The organism is Collinsella acetigenes (assembly GCF_012844445.1).
Lineage (GTDB): Bacteria > Actinomycetota > Coriobacteriia > Coriobacteriales > Coriobacteriaceae > Collinsella > Collinsella acetigenes.
Genome location: NZ_JABBCP010000006.1, coordinates 42596 through 57961 on the forward strand (window position 1 = coordinate 42596; position 15366 = coordinate 57961).

The following is a 15366-nucleotide window of genomic DNA, read 5'->3' on the forward strand; positions in this document are numbered from 1 at the left end:
TTAGGCCTCCTTTGCAGCAACATCGGTGATACCGGGAATCACCTTGGCGCGCGGACGACGCTTGGAGCGACGCTCGAGCCACTGAACGAGCATGGCCAGCGGGAAGCAGATGATAAAGTACATCACGCACGCGAGGATATAACCCTGCAGGTAGCCATAAGTAGAAACAAAGCCGTCGGCGTTGTACATCAAATCGCCGCCAGCGATAAGCGCAAGCACCGAAGTGTTCTTGACCAAATTGAGTGCCTGATTGCACAGCGGGGGCAAGATGACCTTGAAGGTCTGCGGCAAGATGACGTAGCGATACGCCTGAACACGGCTAAAGCCCTGCGAAAGCGCCGCTTCCATCTGGCCTCGCGGCACCGATTCGATACCGGTACGGATAACCTCGGAAACATAGGCGGCATGGTAGAGACCTACGCCCAAAAAGCCCAGGGCAAACGAGGAGATGCGCACAGGAGATGCCGCCCCGGTAATGACCTGAAGCAGCTGAGGGCCCGCCATGTACATGAAGAACACCTGGACCGGCAGCGGCGTATTTTGATAAAACTCCACGTAAATGCGGCTAATAGCGCGCAGCACGCGCGAACGCGTGGTGGAAAACACACCGAGCAGGGTGCCCAGGATCAGCGAGAGCGCCAAACCGGCAATTACAACCTGCAGCGTGACGAAGAAGCCATCCCAAAAGCTTCCCATCTCGCTAAAGGTCATCTCCCATCGCATGGAGTCGAGGAGTCCTTCAAGCATGGCGAGAGTTCCTTCCTAACTTACGAACATATATCGCCCGGACGCGCCGGCGCCCGGGCGATCAAAAGCCGTGCAACGCAGATGCGTTTAGCACAGCAACGGCATCACCTTAGAGCAGGCCCCACTTGGAGATCTCTTCGTCGATCCAGCCGTCCTTCTGAAGCTTCTTGACGGTATCGTCGACGGTCTTGGACAGGTCGCAGCCCTTCTTGGTGGCCACGCCGTACTCTTGGGCGCCGAACTCAATCTCGGGCTGCAGCAGCTCGCAGTCGTCGGTGGTGTAGGTCTTGAGCGTGGAGCGGTCCATAGCAAAGGCGTCGACATTGCCGGCGTCAAGGGCGCTCTTGATGGACGGATAGTCCGGGAACTCCTTGAACTCGGGAGTAGCGTCGATCTTCTCGTCCTCAAGCATCTTGAGAACCAAATCCTTGGTGGTGGAACCCTGGGAGACGCCGATGAGCTTGCCGTCAAGGTCGGCCATCTTGCTCATGCCGGAGTTCTTCTTGATAAGGATGCCCACGTGGTCGGTGCGATACGGGGTCGAGAAGTCCCAGCTCTTCTTGCGCTTATCGGTGATGGTATAGGTGGCAGCGATGATGTCAAGCTGGTCGTTATCAATCAGCGGACCGCGAGTCTTGGGCGTGACGTCGGTGAACTCGCAAAGCTCCTTCTTGACGGCCTCCTCGTAAGAAACACCCAGGACGGCAGCGGCAATCTGGTAGCAAAGGTCAATCTCGAGACCCTCGTACTTCTTGGTCTTGGTATCCAGGTAGCCATAGCCCAAAACGTCCTTCTTGACGCCGCACTTAAGCTTACCGCGCTCCTTGATGGTGGCAATCTTGGAGTCGCTGCTGGAACCAGAGCCCTTGCTACCGGAACCGCAGCCAGCAAGCGCGCCTATGCTGGCAACGCTCAGGACGCCCAAACCGGCTACTTTCAAAAACTGACGACGAGACATATCCATTGTTGGTACCCCTTCCCTGCGATACGCAATTCATGGCAGCGTATGCAGCCATGGCGCCGAACCCATACTCGGCATATCTCGATGCGGCGGCTATACCGCATGCGAAAACAAACTAGTGAAGAATCTTGTCCAAGAACTCACGGCAACGCGGGTTCTCGGGATTCTCAAAGAAGTGATCGGGCGTGCCCTCTTCCAGAATCTGGCCATCGTCCATAAACACCACGCGGTCGGCCACCTGACGGGCAAAGCCCATCTCATGGGTGACGCAAATCATGGTGATGTTCTCGTGAGCGAGCTCGACCATAACGTCGAGCACCTCCTGGACCATCTCGGGATCGAGCGCAGAAGTAGGCTCGTCAAAGAGAATGATGGGCTGTTTGGTGCACAGAGCGCGGGCGATTGCAACGCGCTGCTGCTGGCCACCGGAGAGATTCTGAGGATACTCCCCCGCTTTTGCCGCCAAACCAACGCGCTCAAGCGCGGCCATGGCGATCTTGTTGGCCTCTTCCTTGCTCTTCTTCTGGAGCTTGATGGGAGCCAGCGTCAAGTTGCCCAGCACCGTCATGTTGGGATACAGATTGAACTGCTGAAACACCATCGACGAATACTTGCGGGCCATCTCCAAGTGATTCTTCTTGGTAAGCGGCGTGCCGTCGATGATGACCTCGCCAGACGTGGGCTCCTCAAGAAAATCGACGCAGCGGATGAGCGTGGATTTACCGGAACCGGACGGACCGATGACAACGAGCTTCTCGCCAGCCTTGACGTTCAGGTTGACATCCTTCAGGACATGCAGGTCACCGAAGTATTTGTTGAGCCCTTTGATCTGGATCATATCGGACATGGACGAGTTCCTTCCTTATCTGCCATCGAATCGGGACGCGGCGCATCCACAAGCAACACTGCTTCGCGGCTCCATCCATTCTACGGTTGGAAAAAACCAAGCGCTCCGTATGAGGGGGCGCTTGTTCGATTCGAAATCGAGTTGTTACAAACGGGCAACGGTAGAAAAGGCGGTTTTATACGAATTGGTGGGTTTTATGCCCACTCTTTTCGTACTTCATACAGAGCGCCTGGTATACCGCTCGAATTCTCCATCAGGCTAAAGAGCCCAAGGATATGCCTATGCCAGACGAGAGCCAACCTCTTTTGCTGCCGCCGGCTTATCGAAATTGCCCCCGGTGCGGCGACCGAGCTCGCCCATCACACGGCCCATATCCTTCTTGGCGGTAGCGCCCGTCTCGGCAATGACCTCTTCGATCAGCGCCACGAGCTCTTCGCCCGAAATCTGGCGAGGCAGCAGGCTCTGCAAAATCTCAACCTGCTCGGTAAGGGTCTCGGTGCGCTCAGCGTTGTTGCCGGCCTTGATGGACATATCAAGCGTCTCACTCGTCTGCTTGATCAGACGCTTAATCATACCGTTCACATCTTCCTCGGTCACCTCGCGGCGCTCGTTGACCTCGATGTTTTTCACCTCGGCCTTGACCTGGCGAATGATAGACAGACGCGTCTTGTCCTTCGCCTTCATAGCGGCGATCATTTCTTTTTGCAGCTCTTCGTTGGTCATCGAAACCCCTTTCCGATAAACGAACCCGCCGTTTGGGCGGGCTCGCAGGTAAACGTACAGTTGTCACGCGCGACTACTCGTTCGAAGTTGAGGAGGAGCCGGTGCTTGGCGTCACGTGTTTCAGGCTCACATTATACGGAACCTCTTTGGGCATGTCGTTGACTTGGATGTCGGCCTTCTTGATATAGGCGTCCATCCATTTAGAGTACGCCGTACTCTCCTTTTGGGTCTTGAGGATGTTCTTGACGTAGCTCACGATCTTCTTGGGAACCTGATCGATCGAGGTGACCGACTCGTCCACGTGGAAATAGTCGGTGCACTTGATGATGTGATAGCCGTAGGAAGACTCGACAAGCTGGCTCACGTCGCCCTTGTTGAGACCGGAAAGAGCCGACTGATACTCATCGACAAAGCTCGTGAGCTTATCCCAACCCACATCGCCCTTGTTGTCCTTGGACCCGGTGTCCTCGGAATACTTGCTCACGGCATCGTCAAAGGAAATCTCGCCCGCGTTGATCTTGTCGAGCACCTCCTGGGCCTTCTCCTTGACTTTTGCCTTCTCTTCATCGGTAGCGCCCGAATTCACCTTGAACAGGATGTTCTGAGAGCGGCGGGCGTCGTTGTAGGTGGAGAGGTTGCTGTTGAGATAGTCGATAACCTCCTGGTCGGTGGGCTCGGCGGCCTTGGCGACCTTCTCCTTGAGCTTGGTCTGCTTAAGGGTGCTCTCAAGCTGCTGTTTGTAGCTGTCCTTAGTGAAGCCAAACATCTTGATCTGGTTCTCGAATGCCTCCTCGCTCTCATAGTTTGCGGCGGCGTCTTTCCAAGCCTGCTCGACATCTTCATCGGTCACTTGGACGTCGTATTCTTTTTCGGCCTTCTGCACCAGGTACTGGCGCGCCAGGGAGTCGATCACGCTCGCACGATAGCTCTCGGGCGTCATGCCGTTGTCAACCAGATATTGAGCCCACTTCTTGTCGGTGTCATAGCCACCGGAAGCGCGCACGTTCATGATTTGCTTGGTCACGGTGTCCTCGGTAATATTCACGCCGTCGACCTTGGCAGCAACACCGCCGGTAAGCGTATACGATTTCTTGTTCTGGCTCTGGTTGATGATGCCGGAGCACGCCATGGTGGAAACGGAGAGAATCATCGCTGCGCAGCCGATGGCAACAAGCAAAATCTTGACGCCCTTGGACATGCGCGTCTTTCGAGCGCGGGCACGCACGTCCTTCTTGCGCGGTGCCTGAGTCTTATCGGCGGGCGTAGGCGATTTCTTTTTTTGCTGAGCCATAGATACATCCTTATCGCGCCTGCGCTCGCAGGCGCGCACACTGGTTACTACCTGAGTTTTCCTATTGTCTCATAGATATGCCCAGCTCAGAAAAACGTGACAATATCAAACGCCTTAACGGCCTGCATATACAAAACCCCTGCGAGCGGCAGGCTCACAGGGGTCATAAAAGGGGGCAGCTAAAACCTGTTGATCAAAACAGGAAACGAATGCTACTCGAAGTACTTGGTGATGGCGTCGATCATGCCCTCCTGCGTGGTCTGCGCGAGGATGTCGGCCGTCTTCTCCTTGTCCATGAAGATGTTCATGAGGTTCTGCAGCACGGCAACCTGGCCGCCATCACGCAGAACGCCCAGGTTGATGATGAGCTCGGCGGGGACCTCGTCGCCCATGCCTGCCATGGGCTGGAAGACGATCGGGGTCTTGGGCTTGATCACCGCGATATAGGGCTTCTCGATGAACTGAGGATCGGTGTGAGGAATGGCAATGGCAGCGGCCTCGGTGTGAAGACCGGTGGGGTAGTTCTTCTCACGCGTGGAGATGCCGTCGAACCAGCCATCATTGATGTTGCCACGCTGCTTGAGCTCGGCACCAAGCTTGGTGAAGAACTCGTCAGTGCTCTGGGCCTCCCAATCAAAGAAGACCAGATCGGGGCTAAACAGCTCAGTATCCTTGCTTGCCATGTTCTCTCTCCTGTCTTGTTGACATGTGCGCTGTCTCAAAATGGGCAGCGAGACAGCTTAGCAAAATCGATGGTAGCACAGCCATCGCTGGGCAAAAGTTGTACAGCAATTTACATACAAGTGCAACAATTGAGCACGGTCCGTGGACGCCAAAATACAACTTTGAATGAATCTGCCCGTGCCTCGAGCTGCGGCCTATCGAGCCCACGCATTTCGAGCTCATGGATCATTGTCGCCATGCCAGCCCCATGTCGCTCGACAGCCAAATCGCGCGCGCCTTTAAAAGGCGCGGCAGCCATAAGACTCATCAGCTTGGGATTTCTGCAGCGCGATTCACCGTCACACAAATTGCCAAGCGTCTTTCCACCCCAAAGACCTCCTGGATTAAGCACCTCTATCCGGTTGGGATAGAGGCCTACACTCACCGGGCGCCCTATAAACAGCGTCGAATATTCGCGATGAATGCAGGCGTTTGCGATTGCCTCGCGAAGAACCTCTTCGGGGACTTCCCATTCCTCACGGTCGCGAGCACCGATAGTGCGTGATACACGGCGCAGATTTCGCCCCACCGCAGCAAGGGCATCCTCAATGCAAACGGTAAGCGGACCGTCGCACACCTGCCGGTCAACGAATCGCACAGAACCCGCCCCGAGCCTTTGCAGATTCGGATGAACCGCGACATCGATAACGAGTTCGGGATAAAACTGCTGCGGATAGAGCCCAGCAGCAAGAAGTCCTGCCAGACGCAAGGGCCCCGCAGCACTTGCAATATTAAGGCGAACAAGTTGCTTCTCCCGCGTTTCCGCGCCACGCATAACATGCGGCGCCTGGAGCACGCGCTTTTTTACAATTGCCTCCACCAAGTTCTCATCCAGATCGTCCACAGAAGAATCCGGCACAGGCATCGACTCGGCATCGCTTGGAAGCAAAGCACCCTGATAGCCGTACAGCTCTGTTGGGGACAGGTGGATGTCCTTATCATCGACGCGCTTGTAGCTGCCGTTTTGAATGCCACGTGCGGCCACATAACAGGGCTTGAAGCGAAGGTCTAGTTCCTGCACTTCGATAACCAGAACCTGCTTGCCATCCACCTCGCGGCGGGCCAGTTCGTACTCAGGAGGGTTTCCAACGCACCCCTGCGACCCACCATCGCCTATACCCGCAATGAATTGATCGCGCACGCGATCGATGTTGAAGTGAGGGGCCGGCGCAAAGCCGTCCTTTTCACTCAGACCCAAAATGATGATGCCACCTGCCGTATTGGCAAATGCACTTACCGATTCCCAGATATCCGCGCTGAGCCTCGTCTCGCAGGTTTTGACTTCGACCTCGCCGTCGTCGGTTCCCTGCGCGCGGAGTCTGTTCACAATCTCACAAAACCGGACGTCATCGATCATGTCGCCACCTCTTTCGAAGCTACGCCCCCATCATAGCAAAGCTCCCCAACCGTCCCCTCGTATTTGAGGGCAGGTTGGGGAGCTTGTATGGGTCAAGTCGATTGAAGCGACAAGCAAGAAACGCTATGCGGCGGGCACCGGATCGATAGCCACCTTGCCGTCGGCCAGCACATGAACGCGACCATCGGCGAGCATCTGCACAGCCTCGGGATACAGCACGTGCTCGATATCGTGGATGTGAGACTCGAGCGTGTCGACGTCCCACTCTTCCTCGATGGGCAACGCGCGCTGAGCGATGATGGGGCCGCAGTCGTACACCTCGTTTGCAAAGTGAACGGTCACGCCCGTCACCTTGACGCCACGGTCGAACGCGTCCTGGATGGCATGCGCGCCTACAAAGCTCGGCAGCAATGCCGGATGCAGGTTGACCACACGATTCTCAAACGCCCGAAGCATCGGAGTACGGACCATGCGCATGTAGCCGGCCATCACCACATACTCCACGCCGCGCTCGAGCAGAGCGTCCACGATCTTTTGATCGGCAGCGATGGGATCGGCATAATCCTCGCGGCTCATCACGAGCGTCTCGATGGAGGCTTCCTCCGCGCGCTTGATGCCATAGGCGTCCGCACGACTCGAAACCACCAGCTCGATACTGGCGTTAAGGCTGCCCTCGGCAATGCGGTCGATCAAGGCCTGAAGATTGGTGCCAGAGCCAGAGATAAGCACGCCGATTTTGAGCGGCTCGGCCACGGGTGTACCCGTCGGGCGCGTATAGGGAGCGGGACGGGAAACGTTCTTATCGCTCATCGGAGTATGTCACCTTGCCCGAGCCCTCGACGCAGGTGCCTACGCGGAAGGGCTTCTCGCCCATGCCTTCGAGGGCGACGGTGATTGCAGCCTCGTCCTCGGGAGCCACGATGAAGCACAGGCCCACACCCATGTTGAAGGTTTTGCACGCCTCGTTGGGGGCAAGTTCGGCATGCTCGGAAATGTAGGTGATGACAGGAGGCACGTCCCAGCCCATCTTGGATCCGTCGCGCTCGACCACGGCGTCGACATCTGCCGCCAGCGCGCGATTGAGGTTCTCGGTGATGCCGCCGCCCGTAATGTGAGCGATGGCGTGCACGTTGGCGCCTCCGCGCAGCAGCTCGAGCACCGGCTTCACATAGATGCGAGTGGGTGCCAGCAGGGCATCTGCCAGCGAAAGGCCGCCCAGCTCCTCAAGCGGCTGCTCAAGCTCGGCACGCTTGGCGGCCGCCTCGGGCGTGCCCGGCACGATGCCGTCGACGCCAATAACCTTGCGCACCAGCGAGTAGCCGTTGGAGTGAACGCCTGTGGAGGGCAAACCGATGATGACGTCGCCCGGGCGGACGTTTGCAGGGTCGATCATCTTGGGGCGATCGACAACGCCCACGGTAAAGCCGGCAAGGTCGTAATCGTCCGGGCGCATGACGCCGGGATGCTCGGCCATCTCGCCGCCCACAAGCGCACAGCCCGCAAGCTTGCAGCCGTCAGCCACGCCCTTCACGATCTTTGCCATGTGCTCGGCCTCGATATGACCGATAGCCACGTAATCAAGGAAGAACAGCGGCTCGGCGCCAGAAGCGAGAATATCGTTTACGCACATGGCAACAAGATCTTGACCCACCGTCTCGTGGCGGTCGAGCAGCTGCGCCAGCACGAGCTTGGTGCCCACGCCGTCGGTGCCCGAAATAAGAATCGGGTCTTCCATGTCCTTAAGGGCGGCGGCGGAGAACAGACCGCCAAAGCCGCCAATACCGCCAATGACCTCGGGACGATTGGTTTCCTTGACCATCTGCTTGATGGCGTCGACCGCGCGACCGCCCTCGGCCGTATCGACGCCGGCGTCCTCGTACGTCACGTGCTTGGTATTCTCGCTCATCGGATTTCCTTTCGCGTGGAGCGGTTTGGTAACAAAAAGACACAGGCGCCAAGTCGCGGGTTGCCGCTCCTGGCGCCAAAAGGTGCATTATGCCTCGGGATGATTCTCTTCCCAGCTCTTATCCTTATCCTTCTCGACAATCGCATCGTCTGCAAAGCGCATGGGCTTGGTGAGGTTGCGCGGCTTGTAGCCTTCCATGAACTTGTCGCGACCAAAGCTATCGGGAATAGCCACCGGATAGACACCCGTAAAGCAGGCGTCGCAGTAGCCGCCCTCCGGCATGCACTTGAGCAGGCCCTCGACCGAGAGGAACGCCAGGGAGTCGGCACCGATGAACTCGCAAATCTCGTCGACCGTCTTATTGGCGCTGATCAGCTGCTGCTGGACATCGGTGTCGATGCCATAGAAGCACGGCCAAATGACCTCGGGCGAGTTGATGCGCACGTGAATCTCTTTGGCGCCGGCGCCGCGCAGCATCTTGACGAGCTGCACCATAGTGGTGCCGCGCACGATGGAGTCGTCGATCACGACGATGCGCTTGCCCTCGATGTTGTCTTTGAGCGGGTTGAGCTTCATGCGTACGCCCATGGCGCGCAGCTCCTGCGTGGGCTCAATAAAGGTACGAGCCACGTAGCGGTTCTTGATAAGGCCCTCGCCATAGCGAATGCCGCTCTCGTGAGCAAAGCCCTCCGCCGGAGGCATGCCGGAGTCGGGAACGCCAATGACCATATCGGCGTTGACGGGCGACTCGATAGCAAGCATGCGGCCCATGTCGTAGCGGCAAGCATAAACGCTCTTGCCGTTCATGATGGAATCGGGACGAGCAAAATAAACCTGCTCAAAGATGCAGTTTGCCGGCTTTTCCGCCGCGGGCACGCCCTGCTCGGAAACAAGGCCCTCGTCGTTGATGCGCAAAATCTCGCCCGGGCGAATGTCGCGAACATACTCGGCGCCCACGATGTCGAGGGCGCACGTCTCGGAAGCGACAACCCAGCCGCCCGCCGTAGTGACCTCGGGCACAGGCTCGTTCGCCTCGGTGCTCTCCTCGAGCGAGGGAAGCTTGGCAGCCGCTTTGAGGTCGGCCTGATCAAGGCCGCCGTCTACGAGCTTGCCCAGCACGAGCGGACGGATGCCATGCGGGTCACGGAAGGCGTAGAGGGAGCTCTCGTTGATGAGGGTCATGGCGTAACCGCCGCGCACGAGCTCCATGGTCTTGCGGATGCCCTCGCGCAAATGACCGGTGCGCTGGGTAAAGTAGCCAATGAGCTTGGTTGCTACCTCGGAGTCGGAATTTGAGAGAAACGGAACTCCCAGCTCGATAAGCTGACGACGCAGCTCGTCGGTGTTCACGAGGGTGCCGTTATGCGCAAGCGCGATAATGACCTCGTTGATGGTAGAGAGGTGCGGCTGCGCGGCCTCCCAGCTCTTGGCACCTGCGGTTCCGTAGCGCACGTGTCCCACTGCAAGCTGGCCGGTAAGCGTGGAGAGGTCGGCGTTGGAGAAGACCTGACCGCAAAGGCCCAGATCCTTGCGCACCATAACGGTACCGCCGTCACCCACCGCGATACCCGCCGACTCCTGGCCGCGATGCTGCAGCGCGCGCAAGCCAAAATACGTCAGGCGAGCAACGTCGCGTTTTGGCGCCCAAACACCAAAGACACCGCACTCCTCGTGCAGCTGATCCTTATCTTCGTCCAGCTGCTCCGGCTCGGACACACGTCCTGCGGCGGCCTGGGCCGCATGGATGGTTTCTTGAGACATGCTATCCCCTCATGACTCTATGCATTGGCGTTTACCAGATTATTATACGCACAGGTACGACGGCAGACGGACGGCAACGGAGCCTCTCGAGAAGCTTAGAAAAAAGTCCGCACCCTCAAACGAGGATGCGGACCAATAATTCGATGTGAATTTAAGCACGGGGCCTTGGCTTGTTACTCATGGCGTCCCTTGAGCACAGCGACACCGGCGGCGATGCAAATTATGGCCGAAGCCCTCTAAACTCTGCAGTCGCCTTAAGAGCCGCAGCAAATGGCAGAACCTAGGAGATGAGCCCCGCCCTTCGCGCGGCTTCGATGACCCCATCGCCGCTCTTGGTAACGCAATAGGTGTTTTCAAGCTGACCACCGTTCTCCATGCGGTTGGCTCTCACCGTCAGATAGCCCGCCTCCTCGCACGAAGCAAGGGCACGACGCGCGGTGTCGAGGCTCACGTCCAGCTCGTCTGCAAACGAACGAATCGACGCGCTCACGCCATGGCTCGATGCCCCACTGCGCTTTTTTACCAGTGCCAGCACATGAACGTCCCGATCACGAACTACGATATCGACGGGTACCGTGAGCGTTACTTTCCTAGACATGCGTCACTCCTCAGCTGCGTTTTGGCCGCCATCCAACATGCTGCAAAACCCCGAGGAGCGAGAGGACGATTCAAGGTGGCGTCTGCCAATCGACCCATAAAAAGCAATTGCTCTAGAGAAATCGTTGAGGTACAGGTCGATTTTGAAGATCCCCCCCCCGTTATTTAATTCGACGGTTATCATGCGGCCGACCACCGACCCTTCTCGCCCAACGTACTTGTATGCACGTTTTATGTAACATTCCTGTGTCGCCTTTTGTGATTTTAGTACACTGATGTATTCTTTTCAGTTTCTAGTCGGCGAGTCGCGACGCCGCCTCGGTAAACGCCTCGGTAAAAATGCAAAGGGGCGTTGTCCCCTTTAGAGGGCTGCTGGGTTTGTACCGATTTACAAAATGCCACTTCATCGCTAGCGCACATGCAATTAGGCCGCAATATCAAACGGACACAGCGGCATTTATTTAGCCATCCCCCAGTCGCAATTGGTACATAATCTTCATATAATAGCAATCGGTACACTACCCTTATGCAACCCGCGCACACCGCACGGAGCACTACCTTGGATGAGCTACCATATGATTCAGGTTTGATTGAAACAAAAGGAGCGCTTATGGCGCGCAACATGCTTGATCCAAAAATCGTCACCGAATCGGAAATTCGAGAGCTTCCCCTCTTCATTAAAATCTACGGCGGCCTCTGCATCGCCTCCGGCGTCATCTCGATTCCGGTCTACCTGATGTTCTTTGGCTACATTGCCCAGCAACTCATTCAAAACCCCGACACCGTGACCATCGGTGCAAACCCACTTGTAGCCCTTGTCATCGCCATCGTCGGTATCTCGTTTGCCGTACTCGATACCGTGGGCCTTATCGTTTTTGGCATCTCACTCATCAAGAATCGCAGACGCCACGCTGCACGCTGGTCATACGCGCTTATCGTCGTCACCATCATTCAGATCATCATCGATATGATGCTTAGCGGTATCGGGTCGCATCTCATCCGACCTGCCGTACAGCTTGCGATTCTCATCGCCCTCTCAATCACCGTCGATCCATCGCTTCGCCAGGAGCGCGAACTGCAGCGTCGCCTGCGCAACATGATCAATCGCGAGGCCGCACGCGATGCCATGCTTGGCCGTGACGAGACAGGCGAGGGGTTCATTCGCCTCAACTTCTTCAATCTGTTCTGGGTATTTATCGCATGTAGCGTCATTGGCCTGGTGCTTGAGACCATCTGGCATATGGTTGTGGTGGAGCCGGGTGTTTATCAAGATCGAGCTGGTCTCCTCTTTGGCCCGTTCTCGCCTATCTACGGTTTTGGCGCCCTGCTCATGACGGTGGCGCTCAACCGCTTTTATAAAAAGAACCCGATCATCATCTTTATGGTGAGCGCATGCATCGGGGCGCTTTTCGAAGTGGCTGTCGCCTGGTTCTTGCAGATATCGTTTGGTGTTGTTGCCTGGGACTACAACCACATGCGCCTCTTTGGCATGCCCGATCCCATCGCTGTGCTCTTTGGCGGCCGCACCTGCACGATGTTCGCTGGCATCTGGGGCTGCCTGGGTCTCGCATGGATTCGCGTGCTCTTGCCGCGCCTGCTCAAGCTTATCAACCGCATCCCCTGGACCTGGCGCTATTCGCTTACGTCCATCTGCACGCTTCTCATGCTTATCGACGGCGTCATGACCCTGCAATCGCTCGACTGCTGGTTCGAGCGCGTAAGCGGCCTCACCCCGCAAACGCATGTCGAACAGTTCTATGCCGCTCATTTTGATGACGATTACATGCAGCATCGCTTCCAAAGCATGACAATCACGCCGCAGGATACCAGTCGCGTGCTCAGTGCCGAAGACAGCGCCGCCTAAACCCCAGACCGCCCACGCACATGACAAAAGTCCTCAGGTTCGTTTTGTCACATGTGTCGATGGCACAGGGTCCATCGCGCTGGTTTGACTCGGGAGCCGGACCAGATGAGTGGCGGTTATTCATTCGTTTGCAGATGAATGGCGGCTTTTGAATCGTTTTTGGGCTCCATGCAGCGTCCAGGTGCACGTTCTTCCGCCACTCATTTCTATCGCTCGACAAACGTTCAAAAAAACGGAGATGCGCTTTGCAACACATCTCCGACAGTAGACGAGTAGCCCAAAACATGGGCACCCTCGATTCAAAATCCCAGTTCGCCGTTTCGACAACTTGCGCGTGCGGGGGCGCGACAGCAAAGCGTCTTAGTTCGCAGAGCCCTGTCCCTCGACGCGCGGCTGCGCCTCCACAACCGTGCACACCATGGCGGCTCGCGTGGTACGCGGGATAATCTCGCCTGCACAGGTCACGAGCGTAAGAACCTGTTTTGCCTTCTTGACATCTTCCCCCGCGGTGCTCGACTTCGCCTTTGCCTGGCCAAGCGTATCTTCAAGATACGCGGTGAGCGTCTTATCGGACGCATCGAAGTTAGTGCGGCGGGCGTCGACATAGGTGTCCTCGACCTGCGCGGTAAACATAGGCTCGAGAACATAGGTGGTATCGCGCGTGATGTAGTACACCTTGCCGATTTTGTCGAAATCACCCTGATTGAGCGTATTGTCAATTGCCTTGAACATAGAACCGTCGTTCATATGATGGCCGTAAATGGTGGTTTGCTCGTCCACCAAGCCCGGAGCTGTATCGTCCATGTCCATGAAGATGGTGCCCGAGCCATTGCCTGAAGCATCAAAAAGCCTGCTCAGATAGGTTGTATTGTTGCTGGTCTGAACCACGGGGTAATTGATTACCGTGCCTGGGACATAAATCCAGCCCACAATATCCGGATTGATCTGCGCCAAGGCATTGAAGTCCACGCTGGGCACCTCATCGCCTTCATCGCCCTTGACGGCATACTGCTCAAGCTGCTTATAGCATGATTGCGCCTCCTGATAGCCTAGCTGAGCCTTGATGAACAGGCCTCCGGCAACCAGCAAAAGGGCTATACCCACAATAATGAAGACCAGAGGCAGTATCTGCTTTTTCTTGCACGGGGGACGATTATCACCGCGACCGCCTTTGGCTCCACGCTCCGGAGCGCGAGGCGGCACAGAACCACCGGCGCGGACCGGGCGCGGCTGCTTTGCGGAAGAGCGATGCGTGGAAGCGGCAACCACAGGGGCAACTCCCTTCGGGGATGTCATCTGGTTTTGTGAGGTCCGAGGTGTCTGCACGGGAATCCGAGCAGTAACAGCCGCGGCGCCATGGGGAGCCGGCGCGGTGGCGGGAGACGCGGAGCGCACGGCGGGCGCGACATGCGCCGGCACCTCGTCGGGCTCGGCAACCTCGGGATGATACGCAAAGGGGTCAAAAGCCGGAGCCTCTGCAGGAGCGGATGCCAGGGGCTTTACCTGCGGAGAATGCGAGGCAGCACGTGCCGAAGGAGCCGGAGCCGTCGTGCGCAGAGCGGGTTGCTTTGCAGCGCGGGATACCGTAGCCGGAGCCGCCGCAGGCGAAGCGATTGGCTGCATGGCGCGCGTGGCAGAGGCCGCGTTTGCCGTTACCGCGCCGGCAGACGATGCACCGGACGTGCCGCGCGCCGCCGCAATGCGCATGAACTCGGCGGTCTCCCAAGCAGAAGGGTTACTCGCCGATGTGGATGAGCGCGTCGGAAGCGTCACGGGCTTGGGCGCGATCTGCGCCGCCACTTGCGTGGCAGAAGGCTGCTCGGCCTTGGGCGACGTCGCAAAGCGCGCGCCCACAGGACGAGGTGTCCATGCAGGCTCGAAGGCGTCTGCTGCAGCCTTTGGATCGGGCGTGGCCGAAGAAGCAGCCGGGGCGGATGCGAAATGCGAGCCGGCCTTTACCATGCGCACACGCGATTGCCCCGCCACATGACGACCACCCGGCATAGCGCCTCCCCTATCGGTATGTGCCATATCGGCCATGCTCTTCCCCATTTCTTAAGATGTCGAGTTTAGGCCTCGGCCATCTCGCGTTTCATGTTCTCGATCACCGTACGATACTCGGGCATCGTGGCACCCAGAATCTGGGTGGCAAAAATCGCCGCATTCTTGGAACCGTTGATGGCAACGCAGGCAACCGGCACGCCAGAGGGCATCTGCACCATCGAGAGAAGCGAGTCAAGGCCGCCAAGGTCGGAGGTCTTCATGGGCACACCGATGACGGGCAGCGGCGTGAAGGCGGCAACAACGCCGCCCAGATGAGCGGCCTTACCGGCAGCAGCGATAATCACCTTGATGCCACGATCGGCCGCAGTAGCTGCCCACTCATGCACCTTGTCGGGAGTGCGATGCGCCGAAGCGATAACCAGCTCGTACGGAACGCCCAGGCGTTCAAGCTCCGCAGTGCATCCCTCCATGGTAGGAAGATCGGACTTAGAACCCATAATAATACCGACAACGGGCGTTTTCTCTGCCATATACATGCCTCCAGATTGAGAGCGGCCGCGCGAATGTCCGCGCCCCTTAACTACA

14 protein-coding genes are annotated in these 15366 nt (G+C 57.5%); 1 reads left to right on the top strand and 13 read right to left on the bottom strand.

All coding sequences use genetic code 11. The features are described 5' to 3' along the window. From HF320_RS07320 to HF320_RS07370, 11 genes are all read right to left on the bottom strand, one after another. Positions 1-747 (bottom strand): amino acid ABC transporter permease, encoded by a 747-nt coding sequence (locus HF320_RS07320; RefSeq protein ID WP_169277742.1) that lies wholly within the window; start codon positions 745-747, stop codon positions 1-3. A 109-nt stretch (positions 748-856) separates the two neighbouring features. Then, positions 857-1711 (bottom strand): transporter substrate-binding domain-containing protein, encoded by an 855-nt coding sequence (locus HF320_RS07325; protein ID WP_169277743.1) that lies wholly within the window; start codon positions 1709-1711, stop codon positions 857-859. Positions 1712-1823: 112 nt separating this feature from the next. Continuing rightward, entirely contained in the window at positions 1824-2555 is a 732-nt protein-coding gene (locus HF320_RS07330) for an amino acid ABC transporter ATP-binding protein (RefSeq protein ID WP_040219509.1), read from the bottom strand. A gap of 279 nt (positions 2556-2834) precedes the next feature. Next, positions 2835-3278 (bottom strand): GatB/YqeY domain-containing protein, encoded by a 444-nt coding sequence (locus HF320_RS07335; protein WP_169277744.1) that lies wholly within the window; start codon positions 3276-3278, stop codon positions 2835-2837. Positions 3279-3351: 73 nt separating this feature from the next. Beyond that, complete coding sequence (locus tag HF320_RS07340) at positions 3352-4569, bottom strand: peptidylprolyl isomerase (protein WP_169277745.1); 1218 nt, start codon at positions 4567-4569, stop codon at positions 3352-3354. Positions 4570-4781: 212 nt separating this feature from the next. After that, positions 4782-5252 carry a PTS sugar transporter subunit IIA gene (locus tag HF320_RS07345; protein ID WP_169277746.1) on the bottom strand — a complete coding sequence of 157 codons (471 nt, stop codon included), beginning with the start codon at positions 5250-5252 and terminating at the stop codon, positions 4782-4784. A gap of 110 nt (positions 5253-5362) precedes the next feature. Further along, the gene (locus HF320_RS07350) at positions 5363-6649 is read right to left on the bottom strand and encodes an ATP-binding protein (protein WP_169277747.1); all 1287 of its coding nucleotides are present in this window, start codon (positions 6647-6649) and stop codon (positions 5363-5365) included. 123 nt (positions 6650-6772) lie between these two features. Next, the gene (gene purN, locus HF320_RS07355; RefSeq protein WP_169277748.1) at positions 6773-7459 is read right to left on the bottom strand and encodes a phosphoribosylglycinamide formyltransferase; all 687 of its coding nucleotides are present in this window, start codon (positions 7457-7459) and stop codon (positions 6773-6775) included. Beyond that, on the bottom strand, positions 7449-8555 hold the full coding sequence (purM, locus tag HF320_RS07360; protein ID WP_169277749.1) for a phosphoribosylformylglycinamidine cyclo-ligase: 1107 nt from the start codon (positions 8553-8555) through the stop codon (positions 7449-7451). Before purM ends, purN begins: the two co-directional genes overlap by 11 nt. An 87-nt stretch (positions 8556-8642) precedes the next feature. Continuing rightward, complete coding sequence (gene purF / locus HF320_RS07365) at positions 8643-10316, bottom strand: amidophosphoribosyltransferase (protein WP_169277750.1); 1674 nt, start codon at positions 10314-10316, stop codon at positions 8643-8645. 280 nt (positions 10317-10596) lie between these two features. After that, positions 10597-10914, bottom strand: coding sequence for a helix-turn-helix domain-containing protein (locus HF320_RS07370; protein WP_040219519.1), 318 nt, complete (start codon positions 10912-10914; stop codon positions 10597-10599). A 609-nt stretch (positions 10915-11523) separates the two neighbouring features. On the opposite strand from HF320_RS07370, the gene HF320_RS07375 reads away from it, so the two are divergent. Continuing rightward, a complete protein-coding gene (locus HF320_RS07375; protein WP_169277751.1) occupies positions 11524-12777 on the top strand; it encodes a putative ABC transporter permease in 1254 nt (417 codons plus the stop codon). A 360-nt stretch (positions 12778-13137) separates the two neighbouring features. Here the strand turns inward: HF320_RS07375 and HF320_RS09120 are convergent, their stop codons facing one another. Together HF320_RS09120 and purE are read right to left on the bottom strand one after the other, a co-directional pair. Continuing rightward, positions 13138-14817 (bottom strand): sortase domain-containing protein, encoded by a 1680-nt coding sequence (locus tag HF320_RS09120; protein ID WP_248276669.1) that lies wholly within the window; start codon positions 14815-14817, stop codon positions 13138-13140. A gap of 29 nt (positions 14818-14846) precedes the next feature. After that, positions 14847-15311, bottom strand: coding sequence for a 5-(carboxyamino)imidazole ribonucleotide mutase (purE, locus tag HF320_RS07385; RefSeq protein WP_040219680.1), 465 nt, complete (start codon positions 15309-15311; stop codon positions 14847-14849). Between the last annotated feature and the right edge of the window lie 55 nt (positions 15312-15366).

Bases quoted from the DNA above. Each gene is read 5' to 3' on its own strand.
- HF320_RS07320 (WP_169277742.1), bottom strand. From the start codon at position 747: ATGCTTGAAGGACTCCTCGACTCCATGCGATGGGAGATGACCTTTAGC.
- HF320_RS07325 (WP_169277743.1), bottom strand. From the start codon at position 1,711: ATGGATATGTCTCGTCGTCAGTTTTTGAAAGTAGCCGGTTTGGGCGTC.
- HF320_RS07330 (WP_040219509.1), bottom strand. From the start codon at position 2,555: ATGTCCGATATGATCCAGATCAAAGGGCTCAACAAATACTTCGGTGAC.
- HF320_RS07335 (WP_169277744.1), bottom strand. From the start codon at position 3,278: ATGACCAACGAAGAGCTGCAAAAAGAAATGATCGCCGCTATGAAGGCG.
- HF320_RS07340 (WP_169277745.1), bottom strand. From the start codon at position 4,569: ATGGCTCAGCAAAAAAAGAAATCGCCTACGCCCGCCGATAAGACTCAG.
- HF320_RS07345 (WP_169277746.1), bottom strand. From the start codon at position 5,252: ATGGCAAGCAAGGATACTGAGCTGTTTAGCCCCGATCTGGTCTTCTTT.
- HF320_RS07350 (WP_169277747.1), bottom strand. From the start codon at position 6,649: ATGATCGATGACGTCCGGTTTTGTGAGATTGTGAACAGACTCCGCGCG.
- purN (WP_169277748.1), bottom strand. From the start codon at position 7,459: ATGAGCGATAAGAACGTTTCCCGTCCCGCTCCCTATACGCGCCCGACG.
- purM (WP_169277749.1), bottom strand. From the start codon at position 8,555: ATGAGCGAGAATACCAAGCACGTGACGTACGAGGACGCCGGCGTCGAT.
- purF (WP_169277750.1), bottom strand. From the start codon at position 10,316: ATGTCTCAAGAAACCATCCATGCGGCCCAGGCCGCCGCAGGACGTGTG.
- HF320_RS07370 (WP_040219519.1), bottom strand. From the start codon at position 10,914: ATGTCTAGGAAAGTAACGCTCACGGTACCCGTCGATATCGTAGTTCGT.
- HF320_RS07375 (WP_169277751.1), top strand. From the start codon at position 11,524: ATGGCGCGCAACATGCTTGATCCAAAAATCGTCACCGAATCGGAAATT.
- HF320_RS09120 (WP_248276669.1), bottom strand. From the start codon at position 14,817: ATGGCCGATATGGCACATACCGATAGGGGAGGCGCTATGCCGGGTGGT.
- purE (WP_040219680.1), bottom strand. From the start codon at position 15,311: ATGGCAGAGAAAACGCCCGTTGTCGGTATTATTATGGGTTCTAAGTCC.